General features: G+C 69.1%; 16 protein-coding genes, 1 tRNA gene and 1 pseudogene. 10 read left to right on the top strand and 8 right to left on the bottom strand.

The annotated features are described in order from the left end of the window. The first annotated feature begins 28 nt into the window (after positions 1–28). A tRNA-Ala gene (locus tag K8W59_RS10880) sits at positions 29–101 on the top strand. Between the two features lie 562 nt (positions 102–663). Here the strand turns inward: K8W59_RS10880 and K8W59_RS20385 are convergent. The 4 genes and pseudogenes from K8W59_RS20385 to K8W59_RS10860 form a co-directional block, all read right to left on the bottom strand. After that, positions 664–1,689 (bottom strand): annotated as a pseudogene (locus K8W59_RS20385) (recombinase family protein); the annotation flags it as partial. Between the two features lie 61 nt (positions 1,690–1,750). Next, positions 1,751–1,969 carry a hypothetical protein gene (locus tag K8W59_RS10870; RefSeq protein ID WP_223393719.1) on the bottom strand — a complete coding sequence of 73 codons (219 nt, stop codon included), beginning with the start codon at positions 1,967–1,969 and terminating at the stop codon, positions 1,751–1,753. Between the two features lie 127 nt (positions 1,970–2,096). Continuing rightward, complete coding sequence (locus tag K8W59_RS10865; protein WP_223393717.1) at positions 2,097–2,702, bottom strand: hypothetical protein; 606 nt, start codon at positions 2,700–2,702, stop codon at positions 2,097–2,099. Positions 2,703–2,828: 126 nt separating this feature from the next. Further along, positions 2,829–3,395, bottom strand: a complete 567-nt coding sequence (locus K8W59_RS10860; protein ID WP_223393715.1) for a single-stranded DNA-binding protein — start codon at positions 3,393–3,395, stop codon at positions 2,829–2,831. Between the two features lie 130 nt (positions 3,396–3,525). Here K8W59_RS10860 and K8W59_RS10855 point away from each other — a divergent pair, with 130 nt between their 5' ends. The 4 genes from K8W59_RS10855 to K8W59_RS10840 all read left to right on the top strand — a co-directional run bounded on the left by K8W59_RS10855 (position 3,526) and on the right by K8W59_RS10840 (position 6,178). Next, the gene (locus tag K8W59_RS10855) at positions 3,526–3,843 is read left to right on the top strand and encodes a transposase (protein WP_223393713.1); all 318 of its coding nucleotides are present in this window, start codon (positions 3,526–3,528) and stop codon (positions 3,841–3,843) included. 11 nt (positions 3,844–3,854) lie between these two features. Then, on the top strand, positions 3,855–4,724 hold the full coding sequence (locus K8W59_RS10850; protein ID WP_223393711.1) for an IS3 family transposase: 870 nt from the start codon (positions 3,855–3,857) through the stop codon (positions 4,722–4,724). Between the two features lie 82 nt (positions 4,725–4,806). Further along, positions 4,807–5,916 carry an IS110 family RNA-guided transposase gene (locus K8W59_RS10845; RefSeq protein ID WP_223393709.1) on the top strand — a complete coding sequence of 370 codons (1,110 nt, stop codon included), beginning with the start codon at positions 4,807–4,809 and terminating at the stop codon, positions 5,914–5,916. 28 nt (positions 5,917–5,944) lie between these two features. Next, positions 5,945–6,178, top strand: a complete 234-nt coding sequence (locus K8W59_RS10840; RefSeq protein WP_223393707.1) for an integrase core domain-containing protein — start codon at positions 5,945–5,947, stop codon at positions 6,176–6,178. A 78-nt stretch (positions 6,179–6,256) separates the two neighbouring features. Here K8W59_RS10840 and K8W59_RS10835 read toward each other — a convergent pair whose 3' ends face one another. After that, the gene (locus K8W59_RS10835; protein ID WP_223393705.1) at positions 6,257–6,487 is read right to left on the bottom strand and encodes a bifunctional DNA primase/polymerase; all 231 of its coding nucleotides are present in this window, start codon (positions 6,485–6,487) and stop codon (positions 6,257–6,259) included. Positions 6,488–6,640: 153 nt separating this feature from the next. Beyond that, a complete protein-coding gene (locus tag K8W59_RS10830) occupies positions 6,641–7,789 on the bottom strand; it encodes a hypothetical protein (protein ID WP_223393703.1) in 1,149 nt (382 codons plus the stop codon). Positions 7,790–7,807: 18 nt separating this feature from the next. Here K8W59_RS10830 and K8W59_RS10825 point away from each other — a divergent pair, with 18 nt between their 5' ends. From K8W59_RS10825 to K8W59_RS10810, 5 genes are all read left to right on the top strand, one after another. Beyond that, positions 7,808–8,251, top strand: a complete 444-nt coding sequence (locus tag K8W59_RS10825; RefSeq protein WP_223393700.1) for a DUF6153 family protein — start codon at positions 7,808–7,810, stop codon at positions 8,249–8,251. Between the two features lie 205 nt (positions 8,252–8,456). Next, on the top strand, positions 8,457–9,965 hold the full coding sequence (locus K8W59_RS10820) for a multicopper oxidase family protein (protein WP_223393698.1): 1,509 nt from the start codon (positions 8,457–8,459) through the stop codon (positions 9,963–9,965). Positions 9,966–10,072: 107 nt separating this feature from the next. After that, positions 10,073–12,199: a MobF family relaxase gene (gene mobF / locus K8W59_RS20185; RefSeq protein ID WP_263283233.1), complete on the top strand. Its 2,127-nt coding sequence runs from the start codon at positions 10,073–10,075 to the stop codon at positions 12,197–12,199. Then, positions 12,081–13,598, top strand: a complete 1,518-nt coding sequence (locus K8W59_RS20180; RefSeq protein WP_263283312.1) for an AAA family ATPase — start codon at positions 12,081–12,083, stop codon at positions 13,596–13,598. The genes mobF and K8W59_RS20180 overlap by 119 nt, the downstream gene beginning before the upstream one ends. Positions 13,599–13,800: 202 nt before the next feature. Further along, positions 13,801–14,136, top strand: coding sequence for a sulfate permease (locus K8W59_RS10810; protein WP_223393696.1), 336 nt, complete (start codon positions 13,801–13,803; stop codon positions 14,134–14,136). A 978-nt stretch (positions 14,137–15,114) separates the two neighbouring features. Here K8W59_RS10810 and K8W59_RS10805 read toward each other — a convergent pair. Next, positions 15,115–16,494 (bottom strand): IS1380 family transposase, encoded by a 1,380-nt coding sequence (locus tag K8W59_RS10805; RefSeq protein ID WP_223393694.1) that lies wholly within the window; start codon positions 16,492–16,494, stop codon positions 15,115–15,117. A 768-nt stretch (positions 16,495–17,262) separates the two neighbouring features. Next, positions 17,263–18,057 carry an SDR family NAD(P)-dependent oxidoreductase gene (locus tag K8W59_RS10795; RefSeq protein WP_223393690.1) on the bottom strand — a complete coding sequence of 265 codons (795 nt, stop codon included), beginning with the start codon at positions 18,055–18,057 and terminating at the stop codon, positions 17,263–17,265. Between the last annotated feature and the right edge of the window lie 21 nt (positions 18,058–18,078).

Raw genomic sequence — 18,078 nt, 5'->3', positions numbered from 1 at the left:
CGCGTTGCCTCCGCACGGAGGACGACCTGGGGCTGTGGCGCAGCTGGTAGCGCACTTGCATGGCATGCAAGGGGTCAGGGGTTCGAGTCCCCTCAGCTCCACCGTAGTTGACGTACTCGAACCCCCGACATGCGAAAGCGTGTCGGGGGCGAGTGCGTTGAAGGGCTCGGCGAGTTCGACGACGGGCTGCTCGTCCTCGCCGATGTAGATCTTGTCGAAGAAGGCTTGGTTCGCGAGCCGCTTGGCTTCGTCGTCTGATCGCCCGTACATCGTGGCGCAGTAGGTGAGCAGCTTCATGGCGCTGGTGAGGTACTTGCGTTGCCCGGTGTATTGCTCGTGGTCGTTCTCGAGCTTGCGGTCGATCTCAGTGAGTCCGGTGCGGATCCGGTCCTGATGCCGTTTGAGGGTGTCGAGGTCGATGGCGTCGGCGAAGTGCGCGGCCAGGAGCTTCTCGCTCTCGGCCTGAAGGCGCTTGCGGTTCGCGGTCAGCTCGGCGAGCTCCTGCGAGCGGGAGGCCATCCGCTCATCGAACGCGGCGTCGACCTGCTTGGCCAGTGCGGTGTAGGTTGCCTCGCTGATCCCGATCCGCTGGTAGCAGGTCTGGACGAGGGCTTCGGCGATCCCGACGGGAACGGCCTTGCGGGTGCAGGTGGTGCGCTTGCTGGTCCGGCGGGAGCAGACGTAGTAGGCGTAGCGGATCCCTTGCTTGTTCCGGGCGAAGTCCAGGTGCAGCCGGGACTTGCAGGTCGCGCAGTACAGGATCCCCTTCAGGGGGTGCTCGTGCTTGCGGTACCGGACGTCGGCCTGCGCGCGGGAGTCCAGGAGACGCTGTACTCGTTCCCAGACCTCGGTGTCGACGATCGCGGGATGGTTGCCGTCGTAGACGGCTCCGTTGTAGCGGATCCGTCCGATGTAGTAGGGGTTGCGCAGGAGCTTGAAGAACCCGGACTTGCTGACCGGCTTGGACGGCCGTTGCGGCGTGGCCACGGTCGTCAGGCCGCGGGCGGTGAGGTCGGTGAGTATCTTCTCGACCGAGGTGTCGCCGGCGGCGTAGACGGCGAAGGCCCACTGGATCAGCGGCGCCCGCTCCGGGTCGACCTCGACGGTGCGGTACTCGCGGCCTTCCTCGGTGTGCTTGCGGACGTTGAGGTAGCCCAGCGGTGCCCGCCCGGGAGTGCCGCCGGTGGCGATCTTCTGGGTCAGGCCCTTGGTGACCTCGGCGGCGAGGTTCTTGGAGTAGAACTCGGCGATCGCGGACATGACGCCGTGTACGAGCGTCCCGGAGGGGGTCTCGTCGATGCTCTCGGTCACCGAGACGAGGGTGACGCCGGCCTCGATGAGGGCGCGCTGGATCTCGAGGTCGACGAGCCGGTCACGGGCGAGACGGTCGAGCTTGTGGACGATGCAGTACGTGACCTGGTGGGTCTTGATGTACTTCAGCATCCGCTGCAGGTCGGGCCGTTTAAGCGTGCGCCCGGAGTAGCCGGGGTCGACGAACTCCTCCACGATGGTGGCGCCGATCTCGTCGGCCTTGCGCTGGTTGGCCTGCCGCTGGGCGGGGATCGAGAAGCCCTCGCGTTGACCGCCCTTGGCGGCCTGTTCCTCGGTGGATACCCGCTGGTACGTCACTGCGGTGAGTGCCAGGTTCTGTAGATCCAGCGGCTGTCCTGTGGGCAATGAGATCGTCATGACATCCTCCATCGGCCCTCGAGAACCGTTCGCGCCGGTGCCGGGCCGGGTCGAGGGTGGTTCATTGTTCCTTGGGTTGGGCCTCGTCCGCGAGTGATTCTGCGACCGGCGATCCGTGCTCTGGCCCTGGCCGACTGGGACGCGCGAGCGTGGCCGCGCGGTGCTGGGACTCGGCGAGATGAAGCACGAGGTCGACGAGCCGATCCATGTCGGGTTCGTCGCGCACGACCGGGTCGGCGTAGAGCCGGCGGCCGGCGGACTGGTCGCTGTGGCGGGTCATGCCGGTCAGGTACGGGCACGATCAGGGGACACCGGACTGGACGACGCGGAGGCACTGGGCCTGGACGCAAGGAGGGTCGGCCGGGAACGTTGCTGTCCCGGCCGACCCCGATGCGATGGCGTGCGCCCTATTCGCTGTCGATGATCTCCCGCATGGCCGCGTCCTGCTCCTCGCCGCGGGCGCGGACGGCGTCGAGGACGAAGGCGACGAAGTCGGCGCTGCGTTCGGTGACGGGCTGCTCGCTGGTGTCCGGCGGCGTCCAGTCGTCAGCCTCGCCGCCGGGCCACGCGGTGATGCGCGTGGGACGGTCACGGTCAAGACGGCTGCCCGAGATCGAGACCCAGTCGCGGAGGCGTTCGCGGGCGGCGGCGAAGTCGTTGTGCCAGACGACGCCCATGTTGCCCTTGGCCTGCTGGTCGTAGCAGATCAGCCAGTGCTGCCTGAGTGCGGAGAGCTCCCAGAGCAACTCGGGGTGGCGGTGCCACATGGGCGGGATGATCTGCGGCGGCAGCCCGTAGGTGTGTCGCAGCCAGTCGACCCACTCGTTCAGTGCGAGGAGCTCCTGCTCGAGATCTTCCGGGGTCAGCGCGTCCCAGTTGATGGTGCGGGGCACGGTGCCGAGCTGGGTGCGCAGGTCCTTGGCGTACTCGGCCTGCACCATCCGCTTGACCTGCTGCAGCACCCCGGGCGGCAGGCTCCAGATCCGGGGAGGCAGCCCCGCCGCTGGCCTCATTCGCACCAGTCGGGTCGTCGGGGTCGTGCGGTGTCGTGCTCATGATGGTTCCTCCTCACCGAGCTGCCGAGCCGAACGGTGCGGGGCGGCCAGGAAGCTGGCCGCCCCGATCGTGCCGTCCGGTGGTCATCGGGCGACGGGTTCGCGTTCCTGCGCCGACGGCGCCGGGCTGGAGACGGGTTCGGGGGCGACCTGGGATTCGCGCTCGGCGAGCACGTCGGCCACCGGGTCCGCGGGCTCCTTCTCGGCCGCCTCTGCGTCGACGGCCGACGCCTGCTGTGAGGTGCTTTCGCGTGCGGTGGCGTCGACGGCCGGGGTCTCGCGCTCGGCCTGCGGGGTGCGGTCGATGCTGAAGGTGGTGATGTTGCCGTTCGGGCCGATCGTGCTGGCCCGGAACTGCTCGCGGGTCACCTGCTCGCCGTCGACGTTCTGCGTATACGTGCGTTCCTGGCCCTGGGCGATGAAGTTGTCGCCCTTCTGGTAGGTGGCGTGCGCCCGCTCGGCCGAGGGGCCGAACATGATCAGGTCGGTGAAGTACGGCTCGACCTCGTGGAAGTTGCCCTGTTCGTCGCGCTCGGCGTCCTGGTGGAGGCCGACGCGGGCGTAGAAGCGGGCGTCGCCGTACCGGGTGAAGGACAGGGTCGGGTCGGATGCGATGAACCCGGACACGCCGGGCTTGGTCGGCATAGGCATACCGAGGTCTCCTCTCAGATCTCGCCCGGCCCTGCGCCGGGTCACACGTCAGGTACGGGCCACAAACCCGCCCGCCCCACTGTCAAGCACCGGGTTTGATGGAGACATCGGAACCTGGAGGAACGGATAGATGGCTGCGCAGCGTAAGTACCCGTTGGAGTTGAAGGATCGTGCGACTCGGTTGGCGGTGGAGGCTCGGCGGGACCCGGCCTCGAAGGTCGGGGCGATCAAGCGGATCGGTGACCAGCTCGGGGTGCATCCGGAAGCGTTGCGGACCTGGGTGAAGCAGGCCGAGATCGACGGCGGGGTGGTGCCGGGAACAGCCTCGGCTGATGCGGCCCGGATCGCTGAGCTGGAGCGGGAGAACCGTGAGCTCCGGCGGGCGAACACGATCTTGAAGCAGGCCTCGGCTTTCTTCGCGGCGGAGCTGGACCGTCCGGCGAGGTAGTCCCCACGGCGGTGAAGGTCGAGTTCGTGGACTCCGTTGCGGAGGAACACGGCGGCGTCCAGCCGGTCTTGGCTGCCCTGGAGGGCACCAGCGCCCAGATCGCGTCGTCGACCTACTACGCCCACAAGTCGCGGCCGGCTTCGGCTCGGTCGGTCCGCGATGGACAGCTGACCGAACAGATCAGGAAGGTGCACGAGGACAACATGGAGGTCTATGGGGCGCGGAAGGTATGGCATGAGATGAACCGGCAAGCCGCCGCCACACCAGGGCAGCAACCGGTGGCGCGGTGCACCGTCGAGCGGCTGATGCGCGCTGCTGGGCTGCGCGGCGTGCTGCGCGACAAGCACCCCCGCACCACCCGGCCGGCCGCCGAGACCGACCGCCCGGCCGATCTGGTCGACCGCGACTTCACTGCGGCCAGACCCAACCAGCTGTGGGTCGCGGACCTGACCTACGTGCGGACGATGTCGGGATGGGTGTACGCGGCGTTCGTGCTCGATGCCTACTCGCGGATGATCGTGGGCTGGCAGGTCGCGACCAACCTCTACACAGATCTGGCGCTCGATGCGCTGCAGATGGGGCTGGGGCGGCGTCAGCGAGCCGGCGAGGACCTGACCGGTCTGGTCCATCACAGCGACCGCGGCGTGCAGTACCGGGCGATCCGCTACTCCCAGCGCCTTGCTGAGGCCGACGCCGTGGCGTCCGTGGGGTCCAAGGGCGACTCCTACGACTGTGAGAAGAATCAGGGGCTGCCTGGCCGGGGTCTGACCCTTGCTTACGACTGGCCGCGGTGCCTTGGCGTTGATCTGTCGGCGCCGGCCAGGTGGCGATCAACGCACACGCCGGCTGGCCGGGAGGGCGGTGACCGAATAGGGGCCTGATCGCCAAACCTGACCCATCACAGTCCTGTCCTACCCGCCCGACCAGCTGGCTCCGACCACCCAGCAGATCAGGAGGGCAGCCATGACCAGCATGACCGTCGAACCCGCCGAGCAGGTAGCCGCCGACGTCACGAGTCGGCAGATCATCATCGGTGTCGACACCCACAAGTACGCCCACGTCGCGGTCGCCTTGGACCACCTCGGCGCACGGCTCGCTGCGCAGCATGTCGCGGCGAACCGCGAGGGATACGCGCAACTCGAGGCTTGGGCCGCCTCGTTGGCCGGCAACGGTCGCGTGATCGCTTACGGCGTCGAGGGCACCGGCAGCTACGGAGTCGGCCTGGCCAGTTTCCTGCGCCGCACCGGCCACCGCGTCATCGAGGTCAACCGCGGTGACCGGCGCGGCCGTCGCAGCAACGGCAAGAGCGACACCCTCGACGCCGAGGCCGCCGCGCGTGCAGTACTCGGCGGCCAAGCGACGGCGATCCCGAAGTCCGCCGACGGCACCGCCGAGATGATCCGACAGATCAAGATCGCCCGGGACACCGCGCGGAAGGCCAGGACCAGCGCGATGATCACGCTCAAGGCGCTGATCGTCACCGCGCCCGCGGACCTGCGCGAGCACCTCGCCGGGACATCCGACAAGGTCCTCATCAACCGGTGCGCCTCGTTGCGTCCGGGAGCGGTGACCTCACCGCCCGCGAGTGCGAAGCACGCGCTACGGACGCTCGCGAAGCGCTACCAAACGCTGGACGCCGAAATCCGCGAGCACGACACGATCCTCGACGACCTCACCCGCGCCCACGCACCCACCCTGCGTGAAGGACTGGGCATCGGCGCCGACACCGCCGCCGAGGTCCTCATCGTCTTCGGCGACAACCCAGAACGCGTTCACTCCGAAGCCGCGTTTGCCAAGCTTTGCGGCACCAGTCCGGTCCCTGCCTCATCAGGCATGACGAACCGGCACCGGCTCTCACGAGCCGGTCACCGCGAAGCGAACGCCGCCCTCTACCGAGCTGTGATCGTCCGGATGAGGTTCCATCAGCCGACCATCGATTACGTCGCCCGACGCACTGCCGAGGGGCTGTCTAAACGCGACATCATCCGGTGCCTCAAGCGTTACCTCGCCCGCGAGGTGTACCAAGCCGTGATGACCGACCACCGCGCCCGCCGGGGCGAGGCGCCACAATGAAGTCTTGACCTATAGGGGCGTCAACGCGATGGCCGAAGCGCTGAACTCGCTGTACAAGGCCGAACTGGTCCGTGGCCCCCGGCAACGCCGGAAGGGCATGTGGGCCGGGATCGATGACCTCGAGATCGCGACCTCGGATTGGGTCGACTGGTACAACCAGCGTCGGCTCCACGGCGAGCTCGGGCACGTGCCGCCGGTCGAGCACGAGGACGCCTACTGGACCGGCATCGCCGCGAGCAAGCCCGCCGACGATGCCGCCTGAAACGGTGTCCACAAGCCGCTCACACGCCCCGGACAACACGGCCTGGGCGACAGAGGAAACCAACCACATCAGTCTCCATCAAACCCGGGGCTTGACAATGTTCGCCTCCGCGTTGCGCCGCCACCAGTACGCCACCTGCTCGAGATCCGTGGTGGCGTCGTAGAAGCCGTGGCTGGTCGCCGGATCCTTCGTGCCCGGCCAGCACGGGAACACTGGGACCCCGGCCCGCGCGTAGATCAGCGCCGCTTCGGGCAGCGACATGCTGCTCGTCTGCTCGAACGGCATCAGGGATGCCTGCTGCTGTGTCATCGCTTTCACCTCCCTGGGATGCGCAGCCCCGGTTCCCACCGATGCGTGGCGGGTCCGGGTCTTGCGACCAGACAGGTGCGGCACGGCGACACCCCCAGGCAGTGGGGCGTCTGCGGTCGCGAGAGGCGGGCCTCCCGCAGAAAACCGGTGTCCTTACCCATTAACGAGCCCCACGGGCGGGCGGCAACCCTTCAGCGGCAAGGTGCGCGACAGAGTCGCAAGGATGCGCGAAACGATGCAGGTCCACCACCGCCAGCCGTGGGTCAGCGGGACAGGTCGGTGTCCCCGGGCCGCGGGCCGGGATCCAGGCGGTGCTCGTCCGGATGCAGGGACTGCTCGCGGGGCGAGGAGGTCGCTGAGCAGGGCGCCCCGTTCGATCAATGTTCCCCCGTCCCCGGCCGCGCGGCCGGTAGCAGCGACCAGCGTGTCGATCCGCTCCACGACCTCCCGCAGGCCGGCATCGGGGATCTCCCGGTCGAAGTCGTCGTCCGGGTCTGCCTGGGCGGCTTCCTCCAGAACGTGGGCGATCTGGTTTAGCACGGTGCTATCTTGCTCGGCGGGCGGGAACGCGGCCGACGCCATCCCCGTGTCCCCGACTGGGCTGCGGCCCACGACGACCCGGAACTCACCCTGCCCGTCCATCCCGGTCGCCTGATACACGCCCGGGATGATCCACCGGTGTGCTTCGGAGGCCTGGCCCTCGTAGATCGGCATTCCGCCCGGCGTGTCCGGGTCCGGGATCGACACCTCCGGGTCCGCGGCGAACAGCATCGCCGCCAGCTCCTGGCGCTGCTCCCGTCCCAGGAATCGGCCCGTCACTGCGGCCGGCTGCTCGAGTAGCTCTCGCAGGGCCGTCACGGCCAGCAGATCCGCGGGGATCCACTCCTGATGGAACTGCGCCGGCAGATATGCCGTCCGCGGGCCGCCCTCCTGCCGGAGCTGCTCGAGGGCCTCGTTCTGCGCCAGCAGCGTCGTCAGGCACTCCTGCTCCCAGTCGGACACCGCGGCCCGGTAGGCGGCATCGTCCACGTTGCCCTGCCGGTCGCGGAACTGCAGACCGTTGGGATACGCGGGCAGAGCATGCCGCTCCATCACATCCAACAGCCCGTCCCGGACGCGCTCGACGCGCTCCAGCAGCTCCGGCAGCCGCGCCGCCGTGACCGCCAGGCCCAGGCACCGGGCCCGCCACTCGTCACACGCCTCGTCATAGCCCTCTTCGTCGAGGGCTCCGCCGGGCGTCCGATAGTCAGCGGGGTCGGGCTCCGGCGGGACGGCATGGCGATTGTGAGCCCGGTACGACACCGGGGTAGGGTAACGATCGTGTTGACCGCGATCCCCGAGCCCAGGCGAAGCATGCGCCGGGTGCCGCTGATCGTCCTCGCGGCGCTGCTGATCGCGGGTCTCCTCGGGATGCACGCCCTGACCAGCGCGCCCATGCCCGCGACTGCCTCCATGGCGTCCTCGGGGCACGCTTCCCCGGCATCGCCCGCCCTCGCGGACCAGGCGACCGCCGCCCCCGCGGCGGCGATGTCCGGGCCTCACGGCACGATGCACGGCTCCGGCGGGTGCGCGGACGCCATGAGCGGCGGCGGCGGGTCCACGTGCGTGTCCGTGCCGACTGGCAAGGACCTTCCGGCCCTCCCGGCACCGTCCGCCGCGAGCCTGCCCCGACCAGTGCTTGCCGCGGCCGCGCCGACGCCGCCGCCCGAGACGCCGCGCCGGCTCGCGCTGACTCACCTGGAGTTGTCGATCCAACGGACGTGAGCAGCCGGGAGCGCCGACGTGGCGCTCCTCGCCCTTCCTCGGCAGGGCCCATGGCTTCTGCCGAGTCCGCGACGGCATCGCGCCCTCGGCGCGCTGGCCCTTCTCAGAGGCCCATGCAGGCCTGCGCATCCGATCACCGTGCTCGTCGACCGCGCCGGCTCGATGCCGTGGCACCGCTCACTATCGACACAGAAGGACATCACCCATGCATTCCGCCCTGAACCGCCGCCAGTTCCTGTCCGTCGGCGCACTGACGCTGACCGCCGCCGGCCTCGCCGGCTGCAGCTCCACCACCAGCAAGACGACCTCGTTCGTCAAGCCCGGCAGCGCCGCGGTCACGGCGGCCGAGGCCAAACGCCGCAGCACCGGGACCGTCGTGCAGCGCGCGCTGACCGCCGAGCCGGTCACCCTCGACTTCGGCGGGAAGACCGCCAAGACCTGGGCCTACCGCGGGGCATCGGCGACCGAGCCATTGCGCGGCAACGTCGGCGACACCCTCAAGGTGGCGCTGACCAACGACCTGCCCGACCCGACCAGCGTGCACTGGCACGGGCTGGCGCTGCGCAACGACATGGACGGCGTCCCGAGCCTCACCCAGAAAGCCGTCCAGCCAGGCGGCTCGTTCGCCTACGAGTTCACCCTGCCCGAGTCGGGCACGTTCTGGTTCCACCCCCACGTCGGCACGCAGTTCGACCGCGGCCTGTACGCGCCGCTGATCATCGACGACCCGAACGAGAAGGCCGACTACGACAAGGAATGGGTCATCGTCCTCGACGACTGGCTCGACGGCGTCACCGCCACGCCCGACCAGGTCCTCGCCGAGCTCGAGAAGGGGATGATGGACCACGGCGGCATTGACATGGGGCCGATGCGGATGGGCAACACTCTGATGGGCGCGACCTCGCCGCTGCTCGGCGGCGACGCCGGCGACGTCTACTACCCCCTCTACCTGATCAACGGCAAGCCCGCCAAGGACCCACAGACCTTCACCGCCAGGCCCGGAGAGAAAATCAGGCTGCGGATCATCAACGCCGGCGGCGACACCGCCTTCCGTTTCGGCATCGCCGAACACCCGCTGACGATCACCCACACCGACGGCTTCCCCGTGAAGCCGCACGAGGCCGAGAGCGTAGTCCTCGGCATGGGGGAGCGCTACGACGCGGTCATCACCGCCGGCGACGGCGCGTTCGCCGTGATCGCCGAGGCCCTCGGCAAGCAGGACCAGGCCCTCGCCGTCCTGCGCACCGGATCCGGCACCGCCCCGACCAAGAAGACCAAGCTCCCGCAGATGAAGACCCCAGCCACCGCAGCCGACCTGAAGGCCGACTCCGTGGTCAGGCTGCCCAAGCGCGGTGTAGACCGGACCCTGGTACTCGAGCTGACAGGGAGCATGGAGAAGTACGACTGGGCGATCAACGGCAAGCGCATGGACATGGACCAGCCGATGCGCGACGCCCTCGGTATCAAGCAGGGCGAGCGGGTCGCGCTCGAGTTCAAGAACTCGACCACGATGTGGCACCCGATGCACCTGCACGGCCACACCTACCAGCACTCCGGCGGCGGGCCCCGCAAGGACACCTCGATCGTCCTGCCTGGCAAGACGCTGCGCGTCGAGTTCGACGCCGACAACCCCGGCAGGTGGCTCAGTCACTGCCACAATCTCTATCACGGCGAGGCGGGGATGATGACGACGATCGCCTACCAGATGTCCTGATCCGCAGCCGACCAACGAGTCGTGTGCCCCGGAGGCGCCGAGTATTCGTCCATAAGGATGGCGCAACCAGCCTGCTGCAACACAGACGAAGGGCGCACCTCCTGGATGTGACGGTCTCGATCAGGGTGATGACGCCCGGGCCGGGCTATCGGTATCTGCTGAACAGCGTGGTCGTCGGCGACGGTGACCGGGACGCGGCCACCGCGCTCACGCGCTACTACGAGCAGTCCGGGACCCCGCCCGGTCGCTGGCAAGGGTCAGGCCTGGCCGGCCTTGAGCAGCCGATCGGATCCGGTGCCGTGGTGTCCGAGGAGCAGTTGAGACGGCTGCTGGGGCACGGGCATGACCCGGTCACGGACACCCCTCTCGGGCGGCCGTTCCGTACTTTCGTCCCGGAGAAGGAGCGCGTGCAGGCGCGCGTGGAGCAGCTTCCGGACTCGCTGAACGGTGATGAGCGGACGGCGGAGAAGGCTCGGATCGAGGCGGAGGAAGCGGCGAAGCCGGTCGCCGCGCCGGTGGCGGGGTTCGACTTGACCTTCAGCGTGCCGAAGTCGGTGTCGACGTTGTGGGCGGTCTCGGATGCGGGCACGCAGGCGCTGATCGCGCAGGCGCATCATGCGGCGATGCGGGATGTGCTGGTGCTGATCGAGCGGGATGTCGCGATGACCCGTGTCGGTGCGGCCGGACCGCGTGGCGCGATCGCGCAGGTCGAGGTCCGTGGGCTGTTGGCCACGGCGTATGACCATTACGACAGCCGCTCGTCGGATCCGCAGCTGCACACGCATCTGGTGATCGCCAACCGGGTCCAGGCGATGCGGGACGGGAAGTGGCGGACGCTGGACTCCCGCGCCCTGCACAACGCAGTCACCGGCTTATCAGAGCATTACAACGCTGTGCTGTCCGACCATCTCGCCCGGGCACTGGAGGCGCGGTGGGAGGCGCGGGAGCGGGGGCCGGGCCGGTCGATGGCGTGGGAGATCGCCGGGGTTCCGCAGGAGCTGATGGATGAGTTCTCCTCCCGCACCCGGGACGTCGAGGAGGCCAAGGACCGGCTGGTCGATGAGTACGTGGCCAAGCATGGCCGCCAGCCGTCGTCGAGGGTGCCGTGGCAGATCCGCCAGCGGGCCACCCTGGAGACCCGGCCTGAGAAGGAGCACCACTCCCTGGCCGACCTCACGGCCCGGTGGCGGGAACGGGCCGCGGCTGCGCTGGAGGCAGATCCGGTGGCCTGGGCGCGGGAGATGCTCGCAGGGAGGGAGTTGGAGCCGCTGCTGCGGGCCGATGACCTCCCGGCGGAGACGATCACGGAGCTCGCGGAGATTGTGGTCGCCACGGTCGCCGACCGCCGCTCGACGTGGCGGCGGTGGAACCTCCACGCCGAAGCGGTTCGGCAGTCCATGCCGTGGCGTTTCGCCTCGGCCGAGGACCGTGACGCCATCGTCGGGATGATCACCGATGCCGCCGAGCAGGCCTCCCTCGCCCTGACCCCGCCGGAGTTCGCCTCCACGCCGGAGCGGTTCCGGCGCTCGGACGGATCGAGCGCGTTCCGGTCTCGGCACGCGACCGTGTACTCCTCGACGGACCTGCTCGAAGCCGAGGACCGGCTCCTCGCCGCCTCCGGCAGCCGCGCGGCACCGACCGTCAGGCTGCAGGCGCTTGAGCACGCGGCCCGCACCCCAGCGGCGCGGGGTGAGCCGGTGCTGTCGGTGGATCAGGAGCAGGCGATCAGCCGGATCGGGGTCTCCGGCCGTGTCCTGGACGTGTTGGTCGGCCCGGCTGGATCCGGGAAGACGTCGACGATGAAGGCCCTGCGCCGCGCCTGGGAGACCGAGCACGGCGCGGGCAGCGTGGTCGGGCTCGCCCCGTCGGCCGCCGCCGCAACAGTGCTTGGTGAAGACCTGGGGATCCAGACGGAGAACACGGCGAAGTGGCTGTTCGAGCACCGCCGCGGCGCCTGGGACCTGCAGGCCGGGCAGTTGCTCATCGTCGACGAGGCCTCGCTGGCCGGCACGCTCGCCCTGGATCAGCTCACCGCCCACGCGATGGAGGTGGGGGCGAAGATCCTCCTGGTCGGCGTACCAGCTCTCCGCGGTCGATGCCGGCGGAGCGTTCGGTCTGATCGTCCGCGACCGGCCGGACGCGGCGCGTCTGGCCGAGTTGCACCGCTTCCGCCATGCGTGGGAGAAGCGCACCTCCTTGGCGCTGCGGCTCGGCGATGCCGATGCGATCGATGAGTACATCGCCCAGGATCGGGTGCATGACGGCGACTACGACGACATCCTCGAGGAGGCCTACCAGGCGTGGCGGACCGATCAGCGAGCGGGCAAGGCGTCGCTGCTGATCGCGGAGACCATCGACACCGTCTCCGCCCTGAACGCCCGCGCCCGCCTCGACCGCATCGCGACCGGCGAGGTCGTCGACGAGCCCGGCGTGACCCTGCACGACGGGAACCACGCCTCCCGCGGGGACGTGGTGGTCACCCGACGCAATGAGCGGCGGCTCGCGCTCGGCCGGGGCTGGGTGAAGAACGGCGACCGATGGATTGTCACCGGCACCCGGGAGGACGGATCGGTCACCGTGCGCCGCGAGAACTCGAAATGGCGCACCACGGTCACGCTGCCGACCTCCTATGTCGCCGACGAGCTTGAGCTTGCCTACGCAGTCACCTCTCATCGCGCGCAGGGCTCGACTGTAGACACCGCGCATGCGATCGTGCATTCCCCGGAGATGACCCGGGAGAGCCTGTACGTGTCGATGACCCGCGGCCGGGAAGCCAACCACGTCTACGTCGCCACCGACCAGGCCCACCTCGAGCAGCACCAGTACCGCGATGACCTGGAGATGAGCGGCCGGTCGGTGCTGTACGGGATCGTGCAGCACACCGGGGCTGAGGTCTCCGCGCACGAGATGATCGAACAGGAGCACGAGGACGCCTCCTCGATCGCCCAGCTCACTGCCGAGTACGAGACCATCGCCGTCGAAGCCCAAGCCAACCGGTGGCTCACCGTCCTCACGCGGGCCGGCCTCACCGGCAACCAACTGACAGAGGTGGCAGATGCGGAGTCCTTCGGCGTGCTCTCGGCCGAACTGCGCCGCCTCGAAGCCTCCGGCCACGCGGTCGAGCAGCTCCTGACCGCGGTCGTCCGGGCCGGGAGGCTGGAGCACGTCGAGGACATCGGCTCCCTGCTCCGCAACCGGGTTGCCCGCCTCGCAGACCGCTACCAGCCGGCAGCGCCCCCGCGGCCCGGGCTGATCGCCGGCCTCATCCCACGCGCCCAGGGAACAATGAACCCCGACGACCAGGCAGGATTGGAGGAGCGCGAGGACATGATCGAGCAACGCGTCCGGGCCGTCGTCGACCGCGCCCGTACCCAGCACGAGTCCTGGCTGACCAGGCTGTCGGAGCCGGAGAGCGTCCAGCAGCAGGCGTCGCTGCGGGTGATCGCGGCCTACCGCGACCGGTGGCGCATCACCGGCACCGACCCGCTCGGCCCCGACCCGGACAACGACGCCCAGCGCCTGGACTACCGGCGCGCCAGCGCGCATCTCGAGATCCTCCGCACCGGCACGGACGAGCCCATCGGACACACGCCAGCCGCGCCCAACGCGGGCAGGGACGCACCGCAACGCTGACCGAGAACGAGCCCGCCGAGCTCCCTGCGAGGGGTGGTGGTTGTCGGCGCACGGTCGTATCCTTGATGGTGAGCAGGAACACAGATGTCCGACCCAGCGAATCGCAATCTGGGCGGAAGACCCTCTCGCCATCGGGAGACCCACCAGCACAGGCCTGCGATACGACTACTCGGCTATCCGCCTGTGCTGAAAGAGGCCCGACATGTTCACCGGATTGTGGAACGCTAGCGTCCGCACTCACACCCTGCTGCAGCGATACGCGCCCACCAACCGACTCCTGAACCGGCTACGCACCCGCGAAGGACTGCGCTGGGGCGTACCCGCGATGCTCCTCGGACTCGCGTACCTGGCCGCAGCCGTCGGCTGCGCCGCCCTCGTCCAGGCAGGCTGGACTGGATGGCTTTACCTGCCGTTCCTGCTCTTCTTCTACAACGCCCTGAAGTTCCTCATCTTCGGCCCCTGGAGCCTCGTTCTCCTCGCCCGAGCCCGGCTCCGCGAGCGCCGACAGCGCAAGCACACCGTTCGCGCCGGGGCCTGAACAAGTGGACGGAAGGGCCGATCACGGAGCGGTGTCGCCTCCTACCGCGGGCCAGGAGGTACTCCCATTCCTCGGGGAGTACCTCCCGCATGCCGTCAGCATCGATCCGCCGGACGTCAAGGACGTACTCGTGCTCGCCGCGGGTGGTGTGGAAGCTGGCCAGCACGCTGTCTCGTGGGGCATCCATCTCGTAGATCCGGTGCGTCGTGCCCGCCGCCCATCCCAGGCGGGTCGCGAACCAGTGCGCCCGCTCGAAACTCGTTGTCCACGACAGACCCTGCTCGTAACCCGGGGCGGCTGCCCGGTATAGCTGCAGCGACTCCGGTAGCGCCGCCACAGGATGCAGTTCCGTCTCGTCGAGGAATGTGCCTTCCTCGACGGCCATGTCGAACAGGGTCAGCCACAGGTCATACTCGGCGACTCGGCCAGGCCACTCACACGTCGTCCACGTGTCCTCCAACGCGAGCCGCAGCTCGCCCGGATCCGACAGCAGCCCTGAGCCGACTGCACCGACCAGCAGGCCTGGCTTGTCGTTTCGCCCCGACCTCGCAGAGAGCTCAGACCACCGCACCGACGGCGACGAGTCGGGTAGCTCAGCGACAGGCATCGACGGCCCCTGTCGCCTGTCTCCAGGCATCGCGCGTCCGAACGCATCCCATGCATCCATGTCACCACTCCTTGGCCTGGATCGTCAGCCTCTTCACGTGCCTGTACAGCATCGGAAGTGTGGGGGTCGCGGATCAGCACGTGACTCGCGTCGCAGCCCTGTGGGCTTGGCCTACCCCTTCGTGATCGTAGGTACGGATCTGCCTCCTCGTGTCTGTGGCGTCAGGTTCAACCCGGATCCACCGTCCGGGTATCCCTGATGGCGTGAGACTGGGTTCTTCGGGTGGTTCTGGTTGAGGGCGTCAGGGGGCCGCCGGTCTGTCCGGCTCTTCCACTGCTGGTCCTTGGTCGTGCCCGGTGAGGGCTGGGTGGTCAGGTGGTCGCGCGGCGTGGTGGCCCGCAGGCCATGGCGAACAGCGCTTCCCAGGCGTGTTGCCAGGGCCAGCTGTGGGGTAGGTGCATGGTCAGCCGTCGCGCGGAGTTGGCCATCCGGGCCGGGATCTTGATCAGCTGGTCGCGGATGGTGGCGGTGGTGGCCTTGGCGTGGAAGTCCGAGGCGAGCACTCCGGCGGCGCGGGTGAGGTTGAACGCGATCGCGGCGAGCACCAGCCAGGCACCGTTGGCCGCGAACGAGCCTGAAGGGGCGTGGGCGAAAGGGCCGGAGCGCAGGTCGGCGTGGACCTGCTCGATGACCGCGTGGGCGCGGTGGGCGGCCTCCGCCTCCAGCATGGTCGGCGGGGAGTCGGTGAACACCGCGTGGTGGCGGTAGGTCGCGAACAGTTCGCCCTGCCCGGCAGGCACCGACTTGGGGTTGAGTCGTTTGACCCGGCGCACGATCAACCGGGCGGTCACGTGCTCGGTCTTCTTGCGGGAGGTGAACGCGGTGAACGGTATCTCGGCGACCTCGGCGTCAGAGACCAGCCGGTGCTCGTCCTGGTCCCAGATCGCGTTCGGGTAGTGGATCGGGACCCACGCCGACTCATCGATGGCCGAGATCGCCTTGACGACCGAGGCGTTCATCCGCACGGTGAGCGAGAACCGGGCGCCGGCCCGGCGGGCTGCGGCGACCACGGCGTGGCCGTAGAGGGCGGAATCGCCGCGCAGGACCAGCAGGCCGCTGGCGCCGGCGGACCGGCTGACCGCGGCCGCGTCGGACACGAACTTGGCCGCGCCGCGCGCGGAGTTGGTGTTACCCCGCCGCAGCCGGGTACCCACGATCACCGGCGCGGCCACCGGGGTGGACAGCGTGGCGATCAACGCGTTCAGACCCTTCACCTTGGAGTAGCCGTAGCCCACGCCCTGCTTGGCGTAGCCGTGGGTGGCCTTGATCGTGTCGTCGATGTCCAGGTAGGCGATCTGGTCGGCGCCGGCCAGCACCGGCGCGTGGGTGGTCAGCCCGGTCGGGAACCTCGAGGCGACCGCGTCCAGCTGCCGCACGTGCCCGAAGGTGAACGTGCGCAAGAAGGTGCCCAACGTGGACGGTGCCCGCGCTCCGGTGAACAGCCGGTTCATCCCGCCGTGGCGCAGCAGGTCCATGTCATCGATCGAGTCGGCCCCGGCGACCATCCCGGCGACCAGCGCCGGGACCTTCAGGTGCGCGTTCGCGCTGCCCGGCTTGGTCAGCGTCAGATGCTCGGTCACCAGGTCCGCCAGGCCGGCGCGTTCGGCCAGCGCCAGGGCTGGGGCCAGCCCGCCGTAGGCAACCAGGTTGGGGTCATCGAAGACCGCCCAGAGGTTGTGAGAGGATCGCATCTACCGGATGGCCCTTCTTGCTCGGTGAACTGGAACATTTGACAGTCCCAATTCTCCCCGATCAAAGGGGCATTCGGCCGTTCCGACTCACCCAACCACCCACGTTACCGCCATTCGATCGGTGGATCCGGGTTCAATAGAAAGGGAGTCCCCGGCCGCGCAGAAGGACGATCGGGCAGCAACGGAGGAGGCTCCGGACGGCGCCGCAGCAGAGCCCTCACTGCTCAGTGGCGGCCTTCCGCAACCTTGCAGCGATGTCAACGGACGCCTGAACGGCCGGCGGTCTTCGTGTGCTCCCACACCGTCATCCGATGGATGTTGAACCGCTTGGCTATCGATAGCACGCTCTCCCCGTTCTCCCGAGCAGTTTGAATAGCCTCTACTTCCCTCGCCGTCAGCGGTGTTCGATTACGTCTACTAGGGTTCGAGATCACCCCAGGCTCCCACTCCTCGACAGCGCGAGGCGCATCCGAACCGACTCGATCGCCCTGCTCCCACGCGGAAACCAGGCGATCCAGCCGCCGCTGGGAGTTCCGATTAGGTCCACCACCGGCCACCAGGTTCTGGCACAGCCCTCGTCCGCGCTTTCCCGGCGCCCGGCGGGGGCTGGCGTTCATGTACCAGGTAGTCGTGCTGAAGTGTCGCTCTGCACGGCACATTTGCTGGGTACGGCGACGAGGTGACGTGACTACCTGGGAAATGGTCGCCCGGCGGGCCCGAGCCAGGCGCGCCCCGAGCGTCGATCCCGCGGGGGCGAACGGAGGCGCCTCAGGGGAGGATCGCGTCGACGTACCCGCCGTCGACCCGCAGGGCACCGCCGGTGGTGGCCGAGGCGAGGGGAGAGGCGAGGTAGGCGACCATGTTCGCGATCTCCTCGGGCTCGATCAGCCGCTGCAGCAGCGACTGCGGCCGGTGCAGGCGCATGAACTCCCGCTGCGCCTCCTCCCAGGGCAGGTCGCGGTCGACGAGCTGGTAGACGAACTCCTCGACGCCGGGTGTGTGCGTGGGGCCGGCGATCACCGAGTTCACCGTCACGCCCGTGCCCGCGGCCGCCTTGGCGAAGCCGCGCGAGACGCCGAGCAGCGCGGTCTTGGAGACGCCGTACTGGATCATCTCCGCCGGCGTGACGATGGCGGAGTCGCTGGCGATGTTCATCACCCGGCCCCAGCCGCGCTCCATCATGCCCGGCAGCACGAGCCGGGTCAGGCGGGCGGCGCTGAGCACGTTCACCTCGAAGTAGCGGCGCCACTCCTCGTCGCTGATCTCCAGCGGGTCGACCGCACCGAAGATGCCGAGGTTGTTGACGAGTACGTCGACCCGGCCGGAGGCCTCCACCAGCTGCTCGGCACCGCTGTCGGTGGCGACGTCCGCGGCGACGCCCATCAGGTCGGCGTCGGGCAGCTCGTCGCGCAGCCGCTCGACGGCGTCGCCGACCGAGCCGTCGGAGCGGCCGTTGACCACGACCCGGGCCCCGGCCTGGGCCAGGCCGCGGGCGATGGCGAAGCCGATGCCCCCGGTGGAGCCGGTGACGACGGCGGTCCTGCCTGCGAGATCGATCCTCATGGCGCCAGTCTGGCAGCCGGA

The sequence above is a fragment of the Nocardioides rotundus genome (genome assembly GCF_019931675.1).
GTDB classification, from domain to species: Bacteria; Actinomycetota; Actinomycetes; order Propionibacteriales; family Nocardioidaceae; genus Nocardioides; species Nocardioides rotundus.
Note: the sequence above shows the minus strand (reverse complement) of the source record. Positions and strands in the feature narration are given on the sequence as shown.